The following is a 23062-nucleotide window of genomic DNA, read 5'->3' as shown; positions in this document are numbered from 1 at the left end:
TAAAGGTTTATCTATGCAAAATAAAAAATAAAATAGGATCCTTCGATAGCAACTTTCAATCAAACGATTGTGTAAGATTTTCAAAAAGTAGCTCATTGTCTACATGACAACCAAGCGGATATCGTTTTTTAGTCTTAAATTTGATTTCTAGACAAAACAAATTGGCTACAGTTAACTTATTGGGGTGAAAGAGCAATAACGTGAAAAACAGTAAAAAACTATTTATTATCAGGACAGTTTTAATTGCATTCCTGATTCTTTCCTTGGTTTATATCGGTTCGATATTTACCTATCAATATATTGAATATCAAAAGACTGAAGCCCGTTTAAATAAAGCGTACAATTCTAAGAACCAATTAACTAATCTTTTTTACGAACTTTTCTCGTCCTACAATGCTGCTGGAAATGCTTTCCGATCCTATACAGTTGACTTCAGTGCAGAAAACCTAAAAAATTATAGCAATAGTTTAGATACCTTAAGGTTTTATATTGACTCATTATCCACGTTATCTTCCCAAAAAGGACTTACTTTCTCTACAAATACTTCCTTAGAACAAAATATCTCTCTTTCAGACGAGTTTGCCCACATTAAACAATCTGTTGACAACATGATTTTTCTGGCCAAAGACTCGCTTTCACTCTTAACCAAAACGAATAGAAGCATTCGCCCAGGGATTAATCGGATATTGGCAGATTCTGTTGTCAATAAAATATTACGAGATACAGCACTCAATGTAAGTAAGAAGGATACCATTGTCCGAAAAAAAGAAAAACTCTTCACCCGCATTTTCAAAGCCAAGAACGATACCTTGGTCGCAGATAAGCTGGAACAGAATTTCAACGTGAATCAGATTAAGGCTATACATAGCCAGATCCAAAGTTTGATCGAACAGAACGAAGTATTTCACCAACAAGATTTTAGTAAGATCCGTCGTTCATTTGCTGAGCTCCAAAAAAAGGAAAGACAGCTTCTACAGTCTAACTATACCCTATTCAGTACAATCAGTACATCCTTGCTTCGTATTAAGAGCCATGAAGATGAGACACTGCGAGCAGCTGAAATACAAGACTTTAAACTCTACAGGGAAAACTCTTCTATTTTCGGAAAACAGGTTATCGCCTCGATTATTCTCATGATTATTATGGTGACACTCCTGTTGTCTTATCATTACAATACGCTCGTATATGAGCGCAAACTTACAGCTGTCAGGGATTATGCATTGCAAACAGCGAAGGAGAAGGCCAGCATATTAGCCAATGTGAGCCATGATGTACGCACACCCGTCAATTCTTTGGTCAGTGTTATCGACATGCTGAAGAACAATGCAGCAAATAATCGCATCAACCCCGCACTATTAGACTCCATTACACAAGATATTCATGTGATCAATGATACGGTCGAAGATATTCTGAATCTCGGTAAGCTAGAGTCAGGTACGCTAGAAATTAAGGCTGAGTATTTTTCGCCAACCCAATTGTTCTTGAACATCATTAAAATGCAACAGGCTCATGCAGACAAAAAAGGGTTAAAACTCATCAGTTCCATTGACATCGATGCAGACATCTTAATTAAAAGTGGAACGTATCGTATACGCCAGATTGTTTCTAATCTCCTGAGCAATGCGATTAAATATACAGATAAAGGACAAATAGAGGTAAAGGCCTTTATCAGCAGAGATCAGGGATCCCAGTTACATGTATTGGTCAACGATACAGGAAAAGGTATTTCGGCAAAAGACCAAGAACATATTTTCGAACAGTATTATATGACCGATCAGAAATCCAAGAATAGTTTTGGATTGGGATTGCATATTTCAAAGCTCATGGCTGAACAACTAAATGGAACGTTAAGCGTTCGCAGTCAGCAAGGCAATGGATCAACATTTACATTAATTGTTCCATTCAACGAAGAAAAGAAAAACAAGAAACAGATCACAAGCCTGGGCCAACTTTCAAAAGAGCTACGCATTGTCGTTATTGATGATAATCCAATCAATAATCTATTCGTTAAACAAGCATTGCAACATTTCGAAGATGTGAAAATCTATCAGGATTCATCAGCAGCGATCGCTTATCTAAAAGAAAATAGAACGGATATTATTATCACCGATCTAAAAATGTATGGTCCTACAGGCTGGGATATTCTGAATACGGTTAAAGACAACAATATGGTACAACGATGGAATAGTAAAGTCATTGCACTGACGTCGGACGAATCCCAAGTAACAATGCAAGCTCCGGAAGGGCAGTTACATCGCTTTGATGGGGTTATGGTTAAACCATTTAATTTAAATACATTCCTACAGATTGTCTAACAAAAGTATTGAGTAGGCAATAGACAGTTCATTATCTAGGAGTTGCGAAGTAGTTTTGATTTATAATAATCAAATTCTGCTTGTGTAATAGCTCCATTATCCAACAACTGTTTAAATTTGGTCAATTCATCGGCAATATTTGATCCTGTGTTACTTTTATCAATTTGATTTGTACGACTATTGGTTTGGTTTATATAATTTTGTCGAAACTGTGCTTCTTGATATTCGATAACACGTTGCATTGAATATTTCTTTTTCGAGAAAAGAGCTACAAAAAAACCTATAATCGGGCTTCCTACCAATGAAATTGCAAAAACTGGCCAAAAGCCTATTTCCCTATTCTTTCCAATTAAGCCAATTAAAGCAGAGCCCCCAACCCAAAATAATATCATTAATTCCATTTTCTAAGTTTCAATTTCACAAAATAATTTCCTTAAAAATAATAAATAATTACTAAGTCACTTCATCAGGTCCACAAAACTATTTAATTTAAGATTATACAACACACTGATATACCTATAAAGAGAGGCTTTCTCCCATCTTTAAGCTACTGTTATAGAAATCTGGGTAGGTATAACCTAGAAATTACGATTAACGACTGCAAGGCTTATTGATATCCAGCTATACGATACTGGTAAAAGGCTATTTGGTTTACAATAAACGGTGGCTATTTAAGGTTTGCCGCCATACTGGTTAATATTCCGGATAGGCCACCGAGCGCGATCCGTTTAACAAGGACTCATCCTGCAGCTTGCGGCTATAAATAAGGGAGCATTTGGGTTAAGGGCTAATGGTGATGCACCATACCACTGTGGGACAGTGACAGCTGCAGGGTAGCGACGGTTGCGGAACAGCTGCCGATGGACCGGGCTCACCGAAGGCCATGTGCTGTGATAACCAATAGGCGGAGGATATACAATAGCTTGTACATGGAATTACGGAAGTACTTAAACGAAAGAAGCCCTTGACTGTTTCCAGCAAGGGCTTCCGTGTAAAAAAAGGCACCGACCTACTCTCCCACCTGTTACGGCAATACCATCGGCTCTGGCGGGCTTGACTGCTCTGTTCGGAATGGGAAGAGGTAGACACCGCCGATATAGGCACCTAAAAATCTTTATTGGCTGTTTTTTGATCTTTTCTGATCTTATACCTGCCAAATGACATATATACTGAAAGAGTTACGTTTCTTTTTGTTATTCTTGTTCGTTTCTTAAAAATTAAAGAGGAAGACAACAGTGTCTGTCTGCTTGAGAAAGCTTCGGGCTATTAGTACCACTTGGCTTTGGTCTCTCAACCTTTACACCTATGGCCTATCAACGTAGTCATCTTCTACGACCCTATAAGGAAGTCTCATCTCGTGGCTAGTTTCGCACTTAGATGCTTTCAGCGCTTATCTATTCCAGACGTAGCTACCCTGCCGTACACCTGGCGGCATAACAGGTTCACCAGAGGTCTGTCCAACCCGGTCCTCTCGTACTAAGGTCAGATCCACTCAAACTTCCAACGCCCACAACAGATAGGGACCGAACTGTCTCGCGACGTTCTGAACCCAGCTCGCGTGCCACTTTAATGGGCGAACAGCCCAACCCTTGGGACCTTCTCCAGCCCCAGGATGTGACGAGCCGACATCGAGGTGCCAAACCTCCCCGTCGATATGAGCTCTTGGGGGAGATCAGCCTGTTATCCCCAGCGTACCTTTTATCCTTTGAGCGATGGCCCTTCCATACAGAACCACCGGATCACTATGTCCGTCTTTCGACCCTGTTCGACTTGTCGGTCTCACAGTCAAGCAAGCTTATGCCATTGCACTCCACGTACGGTTACCAAGCGTACTGAGCTTACCTTTGAAAGCCTCCGTTACCTTTTTGGAGGCGACCACCCCAGTCAAACTACCCACCAAACAATGTCCTCCCCATAAGGGAGTTAGAAACCGAATACAGAAAGGGCGGTATTTCAAGGTTGATTCCATGACTCCTGGCGAAGCCACTTCAACATCTCCCGCCTATCCTACACATCCTGTACCCAATCTCAATGTTAAGCTATAGTGAAGGTGCATGGGGTCTTTCCGTCCCGTTGCGGGTAATCGGCGTCTTCACCGATACCACAATTTCACCGAGCTCATGGCTGAGACAGCGCCCAGATCGTTACACCATTCGTGCAGGTCGGAACTTACCCGACAAGGAATTTCGCTACCTTAGGACCGTTATAGTTACGGCCGCCGTTTACTGGGGCTTCGATTCAATGCTTCTCTTGCGATGACATCCCCTCTTAACCTTCCAGCACCGGGCAGGTGTCAGGCCTTATACTTCATCTTGCGATTTTGCAAAGCCATATGTTTTTGTTAAACAGTCGCCTGGGCCTTTTCACTGCGGCTGCTCTTCTCAGAGACAGCGCCCCTTCTCCCGAAGTTACAGGGCCATTTTGCCGAGTTCCTTAGCCATGACTCACTCGAGCACCTTAGGATTCTCTCCTCGACCACCTGTGTCGGTTTGCGGTACGGGTCTTCATAACCTGAAGCTTAGCGGGTTTTCTTGGAAGTCTGTTTACCTGCTCTATCAGCGCCACCGAAGCTTTGCTGTACTATTGGGGTTCAGCTAGAGTTGCGGATTTGCCTACAACTCCAATACCTACGCCTTTCAACGAACTATTCCGTCAGTTCGCGGCAGTGTCACTACTCCGTCACCACATCGCAGTTATGAAGAGTACTGGAATATTAACCAGTTGTCCATCGGCTTGCCCCCTTCGGGTGCGCCTTAGGTCCCGACTGACCCTGATCCGATTAACGTTGATCAGGAAACCTTGGTCTTTCGGTGGGCGGGTTTCTCACCCGCCTTATCGTTACTTATGCCTACATTTGCTTTTCCATAACCTCCACAGTTCATTGCCAAACTGCTTCCCCGGCGATGGAATGCTCCCCTACCAGATGCATATATTTCAATGCAAATCCATAGCTTCGGTACCGTTCTTGATGCCCGTTTATTATCCACGCCCGGCCGCTCGACTAGTGAGCTGTTACGCACTCTTTAAATGAATGGCTGCTTCCAAGCCAACATCCTAGCTGTCTGGGCAACCGGACCTCGTTAGTTCAACTTAGAACGAATTTGGGGACCTTAGCTGATGGTCTGGGTTCTTTCCCTCTCGGCCTTGGACCTTAGCACCCAAAGCCTCACTGCCGGCTATATTTGATAGCATTCGGAGTTCGTCTGGATTTGGTAGGATTTGACTCCCCCGCACCCAATCGGTAGCTCTACCTCTATCAAACTCTACGCCGACGCTGTTCCTAAAAACATTTCGGGGAGTACGAGCTATTTCCCAGTTTGATTGGCCTTTCACCCCTACCCTCAGGTCATCCGGAAACTTTTCAACGTTTATCGGTTCGGTCCTCCATTACATGTTACTGCAACTTCAACCTGCCCAAGGGTAGATCACAAGGTTTCGCGTCTACCTCATCTGACTATGCGCCCTATTAAGACTCGCTTTCGCTTCGGCTGCGTCCCTGAAGGACTTAACCTTGCCAGACAAGAGTAACTCGTAGGCTCATTATGCAAAAGGCACGCTGTCACAGAATCTCTCTGCTCCAACCGCTTGTAAGCACACGGTTTCAGGTTCTTTTCACTCCCCTGTTCGGGGTTCTTTTCACCTTTCCCTCACGGTACTGGTTCACTATCGGTCTCTCAGGAGTATTTAGCCTTACCAGATGGTGCTGGTGGATTCCCACAGGATTTCTCCGGTCCCGCGGTACTCAGGATACCACTATGTCAACATTCTTTACCTGTACGGGGCTCTCACCCTTATCGCGCAGTTTCCCACCTGCTTCCAGTTCATAGCGCTGTACAATCTCGTGGTCCTACAACCCCGGCCATGCCGTAACATGATCGGTTTGGGCTCTTTCCCGTTCGCTCGCCACTACTTGGGAAATCATTGTTATTTTCTTCTCCTACGCCTACTTAGATGTTTCAGTTCAGCGCGTTCGCGTTTTATACGACTATTCTTCAAATAGTCAGGTTGCCCCATTCGGAAATCTCTGGATCAAGTCGCATTTGCCAATCCCCAAAGCTTATCGCAGCTTATCACGTCCTTCTTCGCCTCTGAGAGCCTAGGCATCCCCCGTGTGCCCTTATTTACTTTCTTCACCGGCATAGCCTTTTGCTACTATGCGGCTGCTTTTGATATATATACCCGTATGCTACGCAAAGATTCGTTCGGCCTTGACCGAGGGTCTCCTCTTTACATCAAACACATACACGTATTGTCTCTACTGTTGTCTTCTCTTGTAATTTTTTTTCTCTTTCAATATGTCAAAGAACTCTTTTTCCGGTTTTTATTCTGGAGCATCTGTCGATGTTCCTTCCGGAGATGTGGAGAATAACGGATTCGAACCGTTGACCCCCTGCGTGCAAGGCAGGTGCTCTAGCCAGCTGAGCTAATTCCCCGTACTTTTCGTAGTCCCGAGCAGATTTGAACTGCTGACCCCTACATTATCAGTGTAGTGCTCTAACCAACTGAGCTACGGGACTAGCTTATCTTGTTCATCTCTTTCTCTCGGTCCTGCTCCTTTCGGGGCGGGCACTTTCTTCTGATGTTTTCTTCTTGTCAATCATATGTAACGTGACGAGCACCGATCTTCGATACTCTAGAAAGGAGGTATTCCAGCCGCACCTTCCGGTACGGCTACCTTGTTACGACTTAGCCCCAATTATCGGTTTTACCCTAACACGCTCCTCGCGGTAACATGCTTTAGGTACCCCCAACTTTCATGGCTTGACGGGCGGTGTGTACAAGGCCCGGGAACGTATTCACCGCGTCATTGCTGATACGCGATTACTAGCGAATCCAACTTCATGGGGTCGAGTTGCAGACCCCAATCCGAACTGTGAATGGCTTTTAGAGATTAGCATCATATTGCTATGTAGCTGCCCGCTGTACCATCCATTGTAGCACGTGTGTAGCCCCGGACGTAAGGGCCATGATGACTTGACGTCGTCCCCACCTTCCTCTCTGTTTGCACAGGCAGTCTGTTTAGAGTCCCCACCTTAAATGCTGGCAACTAAACATAGGGGTTGCGCTCGTTGCGGGACTTAACCCAACACCTCACGGCACGAGCTGACGACAGCCATGCAGCACCTAGTTTCGTGTCCCGAAGGACGAGTGCGTCTCTGCACTCTTCACTAACTTTCAAGCCCGGGTAAGGTTCCTCGCGTATCATCGAATTAAACCACATGCTCCTCCGCTTGTGCGGGCCCCCGTCAATTCCTTTGAGTTTCACCCTTGCGGGCGTACTCCCCAGGTGGATAACTTAACGCTTTCGCTGGGACGCTGGCTGTCTATCGCCAACATCGAGTTATCATCGTTTAGGGCGTGGACTACCAGGGTATCTAATCCTGTTCGATCCCCACGCTTTCGTGCATCAGCGTCAATACCAGCTTAGTGAGCTGCCTTCGCAATCGGAGTTCTAAGACATATCTATGCATTTCACCGCTACTTGTCTTATTCCGCCCACTTCAAATGGATTCAAGCCCATCAGTATCAAAGGCACTGCGATGGTTGAGCCACCGTATTTCACCCCTGACTTAATAGGCCGCCTACGCACCCTTTAAACCCAATAAATCCGGATAACGCTCGGATCCTCCGTATTACCGCGGCTGCTGGCACGGAGTTAGCCGATCCTTATTCTTCCAGTACATTCAGCTATCTACACGTAGATAGGTTTATTCCTGGACAAAAGCAGTTTACAACCCATAGGGCAGTCATCCTGCACGCGGCATGGCTGGTTCAGGCTTCCGCCCATTGACCAATATTCCTTACTGCTGCCTCCCGTAGGAGTCTGGTCCGTGTCTCAGTACCAGTGTGGGGGATTCTCCTCTCAGAGCCCCTAGACATCGTCGCCTTGGTAAGCCGTTACCCTACCAACTAGCTAATGTCACGCGAGCCCATCTCTATCCTATAAATATTTAATCAACTGAACATGCGAACTGTTGATGTTATGCGGTGTTAATCTCTCTTTCGAGAGGCTATCCCCCTGATAGAGGTAGGTTGCTCACGCGTTACGCACCCGTGCGCCACTCTCACCAATGGTAGCAAGCTACCACCGGATCCCGTCCGACTTGCATGTATTAGGCCTGCCGCTAGCGTTCATCCTGAGCCAGGATCAAACTCTCCATTGTAAAATGAAGTTTTTGATTCCAACTATTTACATAATCAGAATTCTTTTTTTATATCTCTGATCTTGGATCGAATTGAACTAATTCTTGAATTTGTTCATGACTTTCGACTTTCGTCTGTCTACTCGTCACGCTTACATGATTGTGTTTTCTTAAAGAACTTTTGCCGCTTCAACTTCCGTATCCGCTATATTCCGATAGGCATTGCGCCTCTCTTTATCTTTTTTTGTTTCCCCTCCGTTTCCGTTGGGACTGCAAAGGTAGAAATCTTTTCTGAACTTCCAAAAACTTTTTCAAGTTTTTTTTTCTTTTCTCTTTTTCGATTTCCGCGCTCAACTCTCGTTAAACCCTTCTTTTTTCATGATTCCTTCTTTCGAAGTAACCGTGCCTCCCTTGCGGAGTGGTGCAAAGATAGGGAGTTTAAATACAAACTTCCAAGCCTTTTGTTCTTATTATTTTCATTTTCCCCTTAACTGCCTGTAACGGTGCGAGATTCTTTTTGGTTTTTGGTAGCGGCAGGTGCAGCAGCTGGCAAATAACGGCTGATCCTGCACCACAAATGGAAACAGAGAAGCTCCAGGCACCGGGAAAGGAGCTCACCGGGGATTTCAGCACCGGCTGCAGGGGCAAACATAAGCAGCAGAGACTGGGAACGAGCGGATATTGGTAGGACCATAAAATTATGCCGCCGGAAAGATGGTCACGGAAAGACACCGCAACGCTGGATATAACAAGCGGACGGGATAGCGGGAACGAAACCAATAATAGGTAGACGAGAACGGCAGCACAATGCACACCGGATAAATTGCGCAGCCCATGGACAAGAGCGAATATTGGTAGCGCCGGAATACCTCCTTTTATAGCTACACTTTCTTACCTTTTTACTTAGGTTTAGTTTAGGTTTTAGCTAGGTTTTGTTTAGGTTTAGTATAGGTCAAAGCTAAACTAAACCTAGCTTAATACTAAGCTAACTATAGACAAAAGCTAAACTAAGGAATAAGAAGCCCTCAACTCTTCTTTATTTACTGGGGAAGGGTTCCACTCGGGGATAACGCTCTTGCTGCTGCGCAGGGCCTGCGGGAACCTCTGGTTCCCCTCCCCGCCGGCTTCGTGCTATGCTCGGAGCAGATTTACACCGTGACCGTGCTGAGCCCGTGTTGCGTCCGACCCGGACATGGAATCAGGATACGCTCAAGATGGGCACACCCTGCCCGTAGGGCAAACCTAAGACCCAGCTAGGCCCTATGTAAACCCAATCCGGACCTTTTCAGAGTCGATTCAAAGTAGATTCAGGATTGAATCAAGGTCGGACACCAGCCCTAGAAATACCAAAAATCAGCCGAAAAAAGCCGAACACTCGGACTCGCATAAGTTAAGTGAGCCGAAAAGTGACACTCTCTTCATTCAAGAAGAATATGATCTCTTTTTATTTTTACACAATCGATTGATTTCTCCAACACTATTTTTTATAATCAATTAATTACTTATTTTAACCTAACCAATTAACTTAAAGAAATATGAGGGCCATCATTCTCTTATTAGCCATGCTGTCGATTTTGAGCAAAATAGACGTTAAAGGCCAAAATCTAATTTATGCAAAAGGTATTCCAACTGAAAAAATCAGGATAATTCCCGAAACAACACAAGGCGGAACTGTTTCTGAATTATTAAGTGATTTAGAATACATTCCACTAAAAGGAACCAAGAATCAGCTTTTAAGCGATGTTGTTGAAATGAACTGCAACGCAGAGCGTATAGGAGTAGTAAATTTAAAAGGTGAATTTTACCTCTATGATATCCGCGGCAATCTGTTGAAAATTATAAATAGTGTAATCGGTCAAAAAGAAGAAAAAGAAAAATGGGCTATGCTCTTCCGCAATATTCAATTTAATGAGCATGGATTCGAGCTATCACATGGGTACATCAAGGCTCGCTATGACCTCAATGGGAATTTTATTGACACTATCAGTAACCGAAATAATAAATGGGATTATGCGACGCCAATTGGCACTAAAAAGTGGACATATTATTCTCCTCGTTTAAATGACCCTAAAATTAAAATAATCGATGCCTTAAAACTCGGAGATAGCGTTATTGTAAAATATGAAAAACTAGATTCTGTATTGATTTCTTATGGTGTACATCAAGCATTAAGTCCAAACATCAACAATAAAGCCTATGCAAGCTTTGATTATACAACCAAATTATTCGAATTGGATAGCAGCGGAGTTTCAAAAATCTATCAATTTGTCTTTCCATTAAAGAATACAGTCAACCTAGATGAACTCCGAAAGGTAAAAGATTTTACAAATTACATGCATTATTACAATACTCATCGGGAGGAAATCCGGACATTGGACAAAGTGATCGATTATAAAAATTATCTTATTATGGAGCTTAAAAAATCTGATAGTTTTTGGATAGCCCTAAATATGTCCAATAAAAGTATAATCGGACTAACAAATATTCTCCCTGACAAAAGTAACGACTATCTCAAATTTATGAGTGGCGATCTTTTACACAGCAATGGCGAATACCTCTTCTCATTCCTTTCACCAAGTGATATCCGTATTGCCATTAGTAAATCAAAAGAAGAATTCCATCCCATCAGCGAACAGCTCAAAGCCTTAGAGAAATCCAACAACCCTGTACTTGTCCGATTCAAACTTAAATGAGATCCATGACCAAAGCCTATTTTCACACCTTATTATTACTTCCCTTTCTCATCGTATTAAACATATCAAGTTTTGCTCAAACCAAAATCGAAGGGATTGCTATTGATACAGCACATAACAATGTCCTACGGTCAGCTACCGTATCCGTTTATGAGAAAGGCAACAAATCCGTCGACAAGGTTACACTGACCGATACCTATGGAAAATTTACAATTAACGATCTAGGCATCAATAAAACCTACTTATTGGAATTACGCTATCAGGGTTTTAAGAAAGCGTTGCGAGAATTTATTCTAAAGAAAGATGAATCCAAAAATTTCGGAAAAATCCACATGGATTTTGTGGAGAACGAACTGGAGGAAGTAGAAGTACTCCCCCCTGTCCGAATGAACGGAGATACCTTGGAATTTAATGCCGATGCATTTAAACTAGATAGCAATGCCGTGGTAGAAGATCTACTGCGTAAACTCCCTGGCATTGTGGTGTGGGGAGACGGCAGTTTGACCTACAATGGAAAAGAGATTCCAAATATACTGGTCAATGGTAAGGAATTTTTCGGATCCAGCAAAGCGATCGTATTACAGAATCTAGCCAAAGATGCCGTCCAGAAGCTACAGATCTACGATAAGCGTGATGAAAAGGAAAAGAAAGAAAACCCGCTTAATGTAGCGCTTGAGATGAATGTGACATTAAAAAAGGGCAAAGAAAAAATGTACTTCGGTAGCTTGGCCTACGGCATCGGTACCACCAAACGTTACCAACAACATGCGAACTTTAACTTATCAACCGATAAATCACAATATACACTCGCCTATTCTGGTAATAACAGCAATAAATACCTTCAAAGCTCGGATCAATTATTAAAAAATACCAGTTTTAAAGGTGTCGGTATCAACGCAGATTTCGATTCAGATTTTTTAAGTGTAGGAATCAATAATCAGCATGTACTTAGTGGCCGGTATCAGTATGATATTGTGGGAACCAACCAAGTCAGCCGAAAACACGTGCTGACAAGCAATGTACTGAGCCGTTGGGACAATATTGTCAATAAAGACCATTCAACGACTTCTTTTCTTTCAGATGAAAGTGGTATTAATAATCAGCGTACGAATGATAACGAAAGCCACAACAAAAGGAGAACCCTCTTAGCCGGCCTAAATTATACCAATACCGGTGGAAAAGTCGGCAATCGAGTGACGAATCTAACAGCAAATGCAGATTTTGAACACAGCTCCAACTTAGATAATTCGGTCATCTTCAATGAATATAATTACACCAACGAACAGGCACAAAATACAGTTCGAAATAATGGCGAATACCGCAAAAATAAATTATCCTATAATACCAATATAGATCTATATGATGTCAATTCAAGTCCTACGATGAGTGTGCGTACCACGAACAAAAATTCATTTGGCGAGCTCCTGACCTATACATTGAAATGGAGCGGATCAGCCTCCGAAACACAACAATTCAATGAAATGCGGAGTACCTATACAAATGCTGATAAACAGGAACTAAATAGACGAGATCATCGGACCTACGACAAATTTCTCAAAGAATTTAGCCAAAACATAAACCTCAGTGTCCGATATCTTGACTGGACCCTTGCAAATAATCTCAGTTTCTATCATACAACTACCAATGACAATGTGGTAAATTTAGTATCCGACCAACCACAGGTCAACCTTGATCTAAGCCACTTGAGCAGGTTTAACCGACTTCAATACGAGCCAAACATCGAAAAATCCTTTCGTCTAAAAAATCACTATCTACAAGGAAGAAGTAGCTCCTTTATGAGTCTGACATTAGGAGCCGGGCTACGTCTCTATAAAGCAGAGAATCGCTCAACATTGGACTATCGAAACCTGGAACAAACTTTCACGACATTTTTGCCGCAGGTTCGGCTAAACCGATATTATAATAAAAGCGGCCAATACTACACAAACAACTCCCTAACTGCAAGTTATGACGAAGAATATCCCAGCCTGGACCAGCTTAGACCTATTTATGATAACAGCAATGTCGCTTACCGCTTTTTTGGCGCAACACAGCTTAAAAAGACAAAGCGTGCCAGAGTAGCCTTTATGACCAGCTTTAACGAACAACGTCAAAATGGCTATTCGGGTAATATCAGCCTGAGTTATACGCAATATAGACAAGGATTGACAGACAGTATTTTATTTAAAGATGGGCAACAACAAAGATATCTTGTTCAAATTGCCACTCCCATGCCCCTATTGGCTGTTAATGGCTATTTAAATAAAAATTATCCGCTCAACAAAACACAAACATTGAATTTTCAATTCGATGTTGGCCTCAACTGGGGAAATAAAATTCAATTTATCGATGCAATAAAACAAGAAATGGGTACAAATAGCCAAAATATCAGCTTAAAAAGCTATTACACCATTCTGGATCGTTATCAAATTGGCTGGATCAATGGCTGGAACCGTTATGCGCGGCACAATAAACTATCCGAAAAAAACAATGACTATATATCCAATTATTGGACTTCGGGAATAAGTATGAGTTATTCATTGTCAAAACGCTGGCAGCTAAATAGCAACGGTACAAGCCGGCTATCGTCCGCTACCAATTATAAAGATCATGCATTCATTTGGAACATGAATACGACCTATCGTTTATTGCCGGGAAATAATCTAGAACTAAAATTATCCGCCTATGATTTACTCAAAGAAAATAAAGGATTGTATATCAATAACGGACTGACCGAATTTACACAGGGCTATCGCAATAATTTAACACAATACTTTATGTTGTCTTTACCTTATTTCCCTCGAAAATTTGGCTTCAAATAAAATGTAATAGGAATATTAAGTAGACTAAGCATTTTAAGCTAAAAATAGCGCTGCGAGATCATGAGCGCTATTTCTAAAACAATAAGTTGATGAAGAAACTGTTTATTGGTTTTATTTAAGGTGGGATCAAGTCAATCGTCATAAATTCCCTCATGGAAACTCAACGACATAAGTCCGATTATCACGCCAGGTATTGTAGGTACTTTTCCCTACTTGATTAATCAGGTAGCCAAATCCGCGATTAGGACCGTTGGATAAGCTGTTGTTGCAAATATGTTTGAGTCTTACTCCGGGTTTTACCGGGACTTCTACAGCACTTTCGATCCGGATCGGATTGACTAGAACATCATATATTCCAAATGCATAGGCCTCATGCTGCTGTACCGCATCGGCGACCTTGTAAGCCGCAAATCCATCGCGTGTCCCATTTTCGCTCCGATATGCGGCCTGATTCGGCGCATCATAGGGACTTTCGCATTGAAAAAAATAGGTGCGTCCATAATTACCTGTCCAATAGGTTTGATATTCTTGAAAATGTTCATTGAACAAGGCATACATAGTCATATAGTCTCCATTGACCACCAACCCATTGCGTGTCGTATTAATATCCCAGCCAACACTGCCCTTTACACCGTGATCGGCACGCCATATCCAAAAGTGGTCGCCGATCACATCATTGCTATTGATAATAACCGATTGGTCTACATGAACTTTGTCGGCCCGAAACCCGCCAATGCGTAAAAATAGATCCGCCAACAGGGTTGGGTTTCGGTCATGTCTTAGGGTACTCTTTTCCGGACCGACCTGAATCAAACTATGCGAACTATAATGTGCATCAAACATCAACGAGGCAACCGTAACACCTGCGACATCATCTACGGCTATTGCGGTATGCGGATTGGCTGAACCAGGGATCAAGGTCGCTAGCCCCAGTCCGAGTATGATTGTATTCGCTTTGCTGACACGCAGCGGTTCAGACAACGTATACATGCCGGGTGTAATCAACAGATGCTTTCCCGCTCGCAGCTGCCGGTTCATTTCCGCCGCTGACACACCTGGTTTTGCGACATAGAATTCTTTTTCTATGTCAATGATATCACCCGCCCCCATATTATCCCGCGTATAGGATACGCCTGTATGATTATGTTTCAATGCGGGACGGAAAACCTTGTAGCGCCCATCCTGATCAAAAAATACAAAGGGCTTCTCCCGGATAACCGGTGTCGCCGGAATGATGGTTACATTTCCCCCTTTTGCCCAATTATTTTGATAGGTACTTTTATCGACAGTGGGGCCAAAGTCTACCCCCTGAAAACAGTAGTTGTATTTAATTTCTTCAAACTTCCCTCTTCCTTTATTCAAAAATGAGTTACGTGTATACCATTGCTGCTGATTTTTGGAACCTGCGGCCGCTTCAAAATAACAATCTGCCGTATAGCCACCACTGACCCATCCATTTGCCCATTGATTGCGGACAACACGTGTGGAATAAATACGTCGCAGGGGAGCCGCCTGTGACACCGCCCATTTGAATGTTTCTTCTTCCGCATAGCTTTCAGGACCAATGACAGACAGATTCTCGGCAGACCGCCAGAATGTACAGGTTCCATTGCCGTCGGCGAGATGAGGCGGTGTATGTATATTGGAAATAGCAACATCATAGGGCACCTTACCCAATCCAGCGATCTGTACATAAAAGGGGATTTTCAATAGTCCGGCATCCTTATAGTCGCCCGACTTAAAAAGCAGCGCATAGCGGTTGGGGCTAAATTCTTTACCGAACATCTGCTCATGGAGCTGATTGACCTCCATCCCTACACGCACTTTATTGTCGGCTGGGCTGTAAATAAAGGTATTTTCACCAAAGAGCTGAAGTTCCATACTCAGACGTGCAACAAACTCTCCTTTTGCGGTCTGGATCTCATAATAGTAATCATAGGGACTTCCTGCTAAAACTTGATCGATAAATTGAGGTCGTGTGACTTTGGCAATGGTTTGATAATCGCCCAGTCTGCCCTGGCTTCGCCGGATAAGAAAGGGCCCTTTCGACTTTTTATCGATCAGCCGCTGACTGAAGTCGAGGCATATCTGCCGCTTCCGAACAAAGACTTCCGGATTTTCAACTTGGGGCTTCCCATTTCCAGCAACGGCTTGCGGCCTAGCTTTCACCCCAGATGTTTCCCTTAGGCCATTTGGCCCTTTCGCGAGCTCATTTGAATCAGTTTGATGTGCCACGACGGCGGCTACTGTATGTTGATGGGTCTTAGCAGATATTGCTTTCTGAAGATTATGTATTGTTTTTGCATGAGCAGGTTGTATCAACAATAAGGATACAACAGGCATAATATAGGTTCTCAATGGCTGCATAAGTTTACTTTTTTAAGGCTTATTGATTTGGAGTTTTTTTAGTCGGATGGCATTCAGCATCGGCTCCCCTTTCTTAGCGATAAAGGAAATCGTCAGGTTGCTGTCACCTTGCACTTGCAGCGGAAATTTTCGGTGGAGCACCTTAAATGCCCCTACTTCACTAAGCGCATTTACATCCGCAGCAAGAATTTGCTCTCCGATCCGGATATCAAAAATTCGATCGATGGACTGCTGTCCCTTTTTTTTCCCTTGCTGTTCGAGATCATACAGGAGATTTTCCTTGTGATTAGGGCCATCCAATTCGGCAAAGAACAGTTCAATCTCATAATCGCCGTTCGGCAAATCAAATCGGTAAGATTCCAATCCCTGCAGCTGTGTCTGGAAGAGCGGATCCTCTCCTGTACCGCGAATATTGACGTCGGTCCCTAGATTTTCCCGACCAGTATTCTTCATACGATATTTCTCGCCCTTTATATATCCCCAGCTCCCCGTTTCATAGGGCTGGTCTGGGAACCATCGATTTCCCATGGAGTCAATATACTCCCTGTTGTCTCCAGCATTAATACGGAGTTCTTTCCAATCCTTATCCTTCTTTAGATCATAGGGCAACACCTCGCAGTCCATTACCGATTCGTCAACGCAGCTCAATTTCCCCTCATAGAAAGCCACCGCTTTTACCCGATGCGATCCGCGGCTTAAGTTTACAGCCCACACCATCATCTTATCCACAGGCTTGTTTACACCCAACGATACACCGTCAAGCAATAGTTCTACAGAATCCGCATTACTGAATATCGGCAACTGCAACCATCCTGAACCTGTCAATGCCCGGCCAGGATCAGTTCGTACGCCCCATTTTCCCCCATGGGTGATACCTATTTTTACAAAAGGCTCCGTTTTTAAATAAGCCTGATAGAGGAAATAGGTGTTTTTTGCTTTTCTATCCCAGGTCAGTAGGCCTTTGGTATTGATATGCGGCATACTTTCTTCCCGGGTTTCTGAATTGAAGTCCGAGAGATTCCATGCGGCACCACCGGAGACAAAGGGCTTCTGTAAGATTTCGTTGAGATATCCCTGGTGATACATGACAGCATACTCGACACTTTTGTCGAAACGGATCGGTTTACTGGCCTGTATTCTATAATCGGCATCTGCCCCATATTCGGTCACCAAGAGAGGTTTGTCGGGCAACTGCTGATGAATATGCTCCAGCTGTTTGCCAAAATCAGCAATCTTGCCACCATACCAGCCTGGATAAAGGTTCCAGCCTACAAGCATGGGAATTTTGGTCAGACCTGTCCGATGATAAAGATCAAAATTGCCATGGTTGGCAATCATGGTATAACGGCTTGAATCTTCGCTGCGTGTGAGGGCTTCCAGTTTTTGGGCCAGTGATACCACCGATTTAAAGTATTTTTCCTGACGATCCTTGTCTTTTGGGAAATGGGGACGAAGAAATATTTCGTTCATATACCCCCAGATAACAATGCTTGGATGGTTAAAATATTGCCGGATCATTTCTTTCTGCATCTGAAAACTATGATTAGCAAAAGCAGGGCTTTCTGTAATCTCATTCACCAGCGGGATTTCTACCGATGCTAGGATCCCAAGACTGTCGCAGGCTTTCAGTATCGCGGGATCTTGCGGATAATGGGCAACACGTAAGAAGTTGCCCCCCATCGCTTTTAACTTCACAAGATCCTGTATCTGCAGCTCTTCGGGTACAGCATTACCCATTCCCTGAAAATCCTGATGCCGGCTCGCACCGATTAATTTCAGTGCTTTGCCATTTAAGAAAAAGCCCTTTTCGGCATCAAATGAAAACCAGCGAAAACCAACGGGATTATCCAGCCGATCCAGGAGACTCCCCTTTGAATCATAAATGCGGGTAATTAGATGATAGAGATAAGGCAAGTCTGGCGACCACAATCTTGGCTGCACAATATCAGTCAGGTCCAAGCGGAAATTGCTGTAAGCATGGGGTTTCAGGCTTTCCTTTTTCCGTACCGTTTTTATTGTCACCCCATCGGAGTCGACAAGCGTAGTTTCAATCACAACAGCTTGTCGTGATGCTGAAGTATTCTGAATATCACCATCCAGATTGATCGTCGCATTTGCCTGTGCATCAACCTTTGCATTTACGCGCAAACCACTACTTCCGTACATGGGATCCGCAAAATGAATCTGATCCAGCAGCAGCAAAAACACTTTCCTATAGATACCTCCAAAAAAAGTGAAATCACCGCTTAATGGTGCAATATCTTGGTTGTATCGGTTGGTGACTTGAATAACCACGGTATTTTTTACATTTTCCTTCCGGACCAGATTATTCGTAATATCTATATTAAAAGCGGTATAACCGCCTCGGTGTGCTTTGATCTCTTTTCCATTGACAATAATTGCCGCTTCCTGATTAGCTGCACCGACATGCAGCACTATCCGCTTATTTTTCCAGGAAGTCTTCCAGTAAATGGTGTTTTGATACTGTGTAGCACCGCGAAAATACCCCGGAGTATCGTCCATCACATCATCTACATTCCAGCTATGTGGTAAGTCAACTGTTTGTACCTTTTGCTTAACTACATGGTCTATGGAAGCTTCATCCTTTCTGAATTTCCAGTTTGACGAGAAATCAACCGAAACTCTTCCGTCCAGTATAGTTTGTGCATGCAAGTTCCAAGAGAAAAATAGACAGCCTATATAGCATAGGCTGATGACTTGTTTAAATATAATATTCATGTATCGCATTTATGTTGGTCGATCCAGTGTATGTAGCACTAATTTCGTCCAACCTGATTTTTCATTTTTTTTATGTTTTTTACTACTTGTTGTCAATACATCCTTCACCTTGCTTGCGTAATTCCAGCAGGTGCTCTGCCGGATACCCAATTTCTGCGAAAGCTTATAGGAGGAAATCTCACCCTGATGGAAATGCACCAGATAAACCAGGTAAAAAGCTTTGTTAATCGGAATACGAACATTTTCAAAAATCGTATTGTTCAACACAGATTCTTCATAGGTACATTTGGTACACCTTCGGCTATAGGGTGTTTTACCAGCACAATAATTAGCATACCCACATTTTAGACAACGGTATTCTTTTTTCCATTTCAAATCGGACAAGATCTTATAACAGGTCTCCTTGTCCGGGTATTTGACCCCAAACTCTTCAAAATTCATTTCCTTAGAAAGCACACGATCATCGGTTATCCGTTCAATGCTGTGCTGCAAGTTTTTATTATCCTTTGCCAGCAGCTGATTCATGCGGTTAATCTCTTCTGACTGCGCCCAAAGGAGGCTATTCATTTCTTTCAGCTCGCGATTTTGGTCGTTAATAATTTCGGATTTTTCGACAAGCTCTTTCGATTTCTGCATCACTTCCAATGTGCGTTCCTGCACTTTCCTTTCCAGATCCCTGTTATGCATCTCCTGAAGTTTCTCATTGATCTGCATCTGTTCAATAACTCTTTTTTGTGCCCGTTCTTTTTTATTTTTCAATAGCCGGACCTTATCATGAATGGCGAATGAGAGGAAAGTCATCTCCAGCACAAAACCAAATGTGATGCTATAATGTCCGATAGAGCTGGGCAGAAAGCGTGCATAGCCCAGCACATAGATTACTTTTAACACAAAACCCAGGAAAAGAAAGGTATAGGCAAGCACGAAATATCGGGCTGGGCGATAGTTTTTTTTCCAAAGCCATATCCCCGAGAAAAAGGCTACTGACAATGGAACGATCTCAACAAATTTGTAGATAAACCAATTCTGGTTAAAACCCAGGCAATACACAAAAAACAGGATTCTCAGGATAATGATTATGTTTAGCAACTGGTTCAATCGAGGTTCTGTTTGTTTTACATGCAACAGGGATTTTGTAAACAGTAAGGCAAAAACGCTGACACAGCAAACAAAAACTGCTGTTGCATATTGATTGAACCAAGGATTCCCGGGCCATAAATACTGAAAAGCAACACCGTCAGAAGACATTTCATATAATCCTACACACACGATATAGAGTACGTAATACAGATATTGGCGTCCTCTCACGGCAAAATACATCAGTAAGTTATTGAAACTAAACAGAATAATCATCCCATAAAACAGGCCAAAAGTAAAGTATTCGGTCAAGGTATATTGAACAAAACGGTCTAGGGTACGATAGACCAAAATTACGTTGACCATCTGTCTTGAACGTACTTTAAAATACGCTTCGTAGGTTCCTTTCTCTAGTCTAGGAATTAAAAACTCAAAATTCTTATGCATAAATTGCCTGTTCTCGAAATCAATCGAGGCCCCGGTCTGATAGTGAGCAAATCCACCCGCCCCATTGGGAATATATGCCTCCACCATATCCGCAGTCTGATCGAAGAGCTCCATCACCCGGTCGCGAGATATCTGTTGGTCAAAATGCATTCTCACTCTAAACCAATAGGTGGAGGAGCGATTGAAGTTTTTGGGATAATACCGCTCGTTAGGTCTAAAGTGCTGGACACGTTCCGGCGATCGTATTTCTTCAAATGACAGCACATTGCTGCTGTCTTCGACATAGTATACTTCGGCAGTCTTAAAGATATGCTCGGCAGTACCGGGCGATAAGGTTATAGGCTTTTGGCCAAATAACAAACCCACCTGAAGCAACAATAGCAAAATCGCAAATCCGCGTATTTTCATCCTTTTTACAGTACACATAACTCGTCTCACCCCTTTATTTTGGTTATTTATGACCGAATAGGCAACAGTATTCGGGTACGCAGCCTATCCGGTTTTAGCAGATCAAAATAACAAAATTATCAGAAAGCACCTAGTTCCACCTCATGCCTGACCATCATACTTATTCAACAATCTTATCGAGTGGTGGTACATTGTTTTCTGCTCCTGCGTAGCCTTGATTCTGATTGATCATCCCATTGGTATTAAATCGCTGTGCCGACGCGGGAACAGGCCATAGCACATGGTACGGTGCAATCTCATAATGCACGCCTTGTACCGTTGGGACTTTATTACGATAGAATGAATTTTTTTCCATAATGCGGTCGTAGAAGAAATTATTTTGCGAAAAGTTGGCCATACTATATGTTTTACCATTATACGCCGGTATACCAGTTTGCGCAAATATATAGGCAATACGTGTCAACTCAGATTTACGAGCTTCCTCCCAAAATAATTCTCTTGCCCGTTCATCCAGTACGGTACCGATATTGACTTTTGCCGGATTCTGCAGCAACGCGGCATTTGCCCGTCCGCGAACGGCATTGATATCTGCCATGGCTTGTGCCTGTTGCCCCTTCCACAGGTAAGCTTCTGCCCGCAACAAATAGGTTTCTGCCAGCCGGAATACATACCAGTCTGTATTGGTTCCACGCGGCGGATTCCAATTTGGATCCTCGGCATATTGATTGGTCGAGTTGATAAAGACTTTATAATGCGGCCAGCCAAACCAGTGACGGATGGTATCCAGGGAGCCGTTGGTAAATACCTTATTAATATTTTCGTTTGTAAATTGCTGGATCGGTTTTCCATAAAGACTGCTGATTGCAGGATCTTTTGAAGATTTAATGGCCGGATTGTTATACACGAGATCCGTCATATCCATCCACATACCCTTCGCATGACGATAGTCCGTATCATCTGTCCATATTTCCTTGGTGCTGTAGTAAGTACCCCGATAACGGCCGATGCCACGGCCGTACATCCGTGTAAGCGGTATCTCTGCATTCACCGCATCCACAATCGCCTGAAGTCCGCCTTGTGGAATATTCAGATTGTTAAAGTGCCAGGCCGGAACTGTATTTCGCATCAGCTGAGACCCCAGATCGGTACGTCCTTGCAATGTCTGGCGGTCAATCACCAAAAACAGGGCTTCTTTATTGGCCGGAATGGCTTTATTATCCATGCGATGTAAGTCCCAGACGACATTCTTTGACAGATCCGCAGCGGTGCTGCCAAAACGGCTTTTCATCAGGGCATATTTACCGCCGTCAATTACTTTACTGGCTGCGGCGATAGCACCATCAAAGTCCCCCAATGCCAAATCTATCTTTGTCAGCAAATGGTTGACGGCTCCATTGGTGACATCGCCTTTATTGACTCCATCTTTAACCCATAATTGCGCAAATTCAAGATCTTCTTTCATCTTTTTCAGGATGACCTCTCTTTTGGTCGAATAGAAATCGTATTTCGGTGCCGAAAGATCCTTCAGCTGCAGAGGAACATCACCAAATTCGTGCACTAATCTGTAATAAAAATAAGCGCGATAAAAATAGGCTGCTCCGAGGATTTCATTTTTCTGTGCTTCTGAACTATATGTTGGGCGGTCAATATTGCTAATAATGGTATTTGCAGAACGGACTGCAGCGAAAAAGTTGGTCCAATACCAGCCTATTTTGTTGAAATCGTCGCTATTGAGATTTGCATCTGGAGTGATCAGCGAGACAAGATTCTGTGCTGGTGTTGCTTTGTCGGTGGTTCCTTCCACAGCAACATCCGAAAAGATGGATTCAGACAACAATGGTGCGGAATCGCCAAAGAATTCACCCCGCGCAGCTTTTCCCAAGGCATTCAATACACCTTTAAGCGCATCGACATTATTTAGATTATCTGGAGAATATTGTGATAGCTGATCGGAGTCCAGAAAGCTCTTCTTACATCCATTTGCCGCCAACAACGATATTGATGCTACAACGGCCGCTATTTTTATATTTATTTTCTTCATGTTCTTGATT

8 protein-coding genes, 2 tRNA genes and 3 rRNA genes are annotated in these 23062 nt (G+C 43.2%); 3 read left to right on the top strand and 10 right to left on the bottom strand.

The features are described from left to right. Nucleotides 1–200: 200 nt before the first annotated feature. Nucleotides 201–2315 carry an ATP-binding response regulator gene (locus AB1Z56_RS22185; protein WP_426790206.1) on the top strand — a complete coding sequence of 705 codons (2115 nt, stop codon included), beginning with the start codon at nucleotides 201–203 and terminating at the stop codon, nucleotides 2313–2315. Between the two features lie 35 nt (nucleotides 2316–2350). Here the strand turns inward: AB1Z56_RS22185 and AB1Z56_RS22180 are convergent, their stop codons facing one another. The 6 genes from AB1Z56_RS22180 to AB1Z56_RS22155 form a co-directional block, all read right to left on the bottom strand. After that, a complete protein-coding gene (locus AB1Z56_RS22180) occupies nucleotides 2351–2716 on the bottom strand; it encodes an SHOCT domain-containing protein (protein WP_426790205.1) in 366 nt (121 codons plus the stop codon). Between the two features lie 595 nt (nucleotides 2717–3311). Continuing rightward, nucleotides 3312–3423, bottom strand: a 5S ribosomal RNA gene (rrf, locus tag AB1Z56_RS22175). 139 nt (nucleotides 3424–3562) lie between these two features. After that, nucleotides 3563–6446 (bottom strand): 23S ribosomal RNA (locus AB1Z56_RS22170). Between the two features lie 228 nt (nucleotides 6447–6674). Beyond that, nucleotides 6675–6748 (bottom strand) — tRNA-Ala (locus AB1Z56_RS22165). A gap of 10 nt (nucleotides 6749–6758) precedes the next feature. Next, nucleotides 6759–6832: transfer RNA gene (locus AB1Z56_RS22160), tRNA-Ile, on the bottom strand. Between the two features lie 120 nt (nucleotides 6833–6952). Then, nucleotides 6953–8479 (bottom strand): 16S ribosomal RNA (locus tag AB1Z56_RS22155). The 16S, 23S and 5S rRNA genes sit together here with 2 tRNA genes alongside, the layout of an rRNA operon. Before the next feature lie 1514 nt (nucleotides 8480–9993). Between AB1Z56_RS22155 and AB1Z56_RS22150 the strand changes: the two genes are divergently transcribed. Together AB1Z56_RS22150 and AB1Z56_RS22145 are read left to right on the top strand one after the other, a co-directional pair. Continuing rightward, the gene (locus AB1Z56_RS22150; protein ID WP_426790204.1) at nucleotides 9994–11151 is read left to right on the top strand and encodes a hypothetical protein; all 1158 of its coding nucleotides are present in this window, start codon (nucleotides 9994–9996) and stop codon (nucleotides 11149–11151) included. Nucleotides 11152–11156: 5 nt separating this feature from the next. Beyond that, a complete protein-coding gene (locus tag AB1Z56_RS22145; RefSeq protein WP_426790203.1) occupies nucleotides 11157–13973 on the top strand; it encodes a hypothetical protein in 2817 nt (938 codons plus the stop codon). A gap of 150 nt (nucleotides 13974–14123) precedes the next feature. Here the strand turns inward: AB1Z56_RS22145 and AB1Z56_RS22140 are convergent, their stop codons facing one another. The 4 genes from AB1Z56_RS22140 to AB1Z56_RS22125 all read right to left on the bottom strand — a co-directional run bounded on the left by AB1Z56_RS22140 (nucleotide 14124) and on the right by AB1Z56_RS22125 (nucleotide 23052). Next, entirely contained in the window at nucleotides 14124–16340 is a 2217-nt protein-coding gene (locus AB1Z56_RS22140) for a hypothetical protein (protein ID WP_426790202.1), read from the bottom strand. A gap of 12 nt (nucleotides 16341–16352) precedes the next feature. After that, entirely contained in the window at nucleotides 16353–19079 is a 2727-nt protein-coding gene (locus AB1Z56_RS22135; protein WP_426790201.1) for a glycoside hydrolase family 2 TIM barrel-domain containing protein, read from the bottom strand. Nucleotides 19080–19088: 9 nt separating this feature from the next. Further along, the gene (locus AB1Z56_RS22130) at nucleotides 19089–21011 is read right to left on the bottom strand and encodes a 7TM diverse intracellular signaling domain-containing protein (protein WP_426790200.1); all 1923 of its coding nucleotides are present in this window, start codon (nucleotides 21009–21011) and stop codon (nucleotides 19089–19091) included. A gap of 160 nt (nucleotides 21012–21171) precedes the next feature. Then, nucleotides 21172–23052 (bottom strand): RagB/SusD family nutrient uptake outer membrane protein, encoded by a 1881-nt coding sequence (locus AB1Z56_RS22125; RefSeq protein WP_426790199.1) that lies wholly within the window; start codon nucleotides 23050–23052, stop codon nucleotides 21172–21174. Nucleotides 23053–23062: the final 10 nt, after the last annotated feature.

Source organism: Sphingobacterium sp. WOUb80, assembly GCF_050058145.1.
Classification (GTDB): domain Bacteria; phylum Bacteroidota; class Bacteroidia; order Sphingobacteriales; family Sphingobacteriaceae; genus Sphingobacterium.
The sequence above is the reverse complement of the archived record's forward strand: the minus strand, read 5'-3'. Positions and strand labels throughout refer to the sequence as shown.

What these genes read in the sequence shown, in the direction of transcription:
- AB1Z56_RS22180 (WP_426790205.1), bottom strand. Translation starts at nt 2,716, where the DNA reads ATGGAATTAATGATATTATTTTGGGTTGGGGGCTCTGCTTTAATTGGC.
- AB1Z56_RS22150 (WP_426790204.1), top strand. Translation starts at nt 9,994, where the DNA reads ATGAGGGCCATCATTCTCTTATTAGCCATGCTGTCGATTTTGAGCAAA.
- AB1Z56_RS22145 (WP_426790203.1), top strand. Translation starts at nt 11,157, where the DNA reads ATGACCAAAGCCTATTTTCACACCTTATTATTACTTCCCTTTCTCATC.
- AB1Z56_RS22140 (WP_426790202.1), bottom strand. Translation starts at nt 16,340, where the DNA reads ATGCAGCCATTGAGAACCTATATTATGCCTGTTGTATCCTTATTGTTG.
- AB1Z56_RS22135 (WP_426790201.1), bottom strand. Translation starts at nt 19,079, where the DNA reads ATGAATATTATATTTAAACAAGTCATCAGCCTATGCTATATAGGCTGT.
- AB1Z56_RS22130 (WP_426790200.1), bottom strand. Translation starts at nt 21,011, where the DNA reads ATGAAAATACGCGGATTTGCGATTTTGCTATTGTTGCTTCAGGTGGGT.
- AB1Z56_RS22125 (WP_426790199.1), bottom strand. Translation starts at nt 23,052, where the DNA reads ATGAAGAAAATAAATATAAAAATAGCGGCCGTTGTAGCATCAATATCG.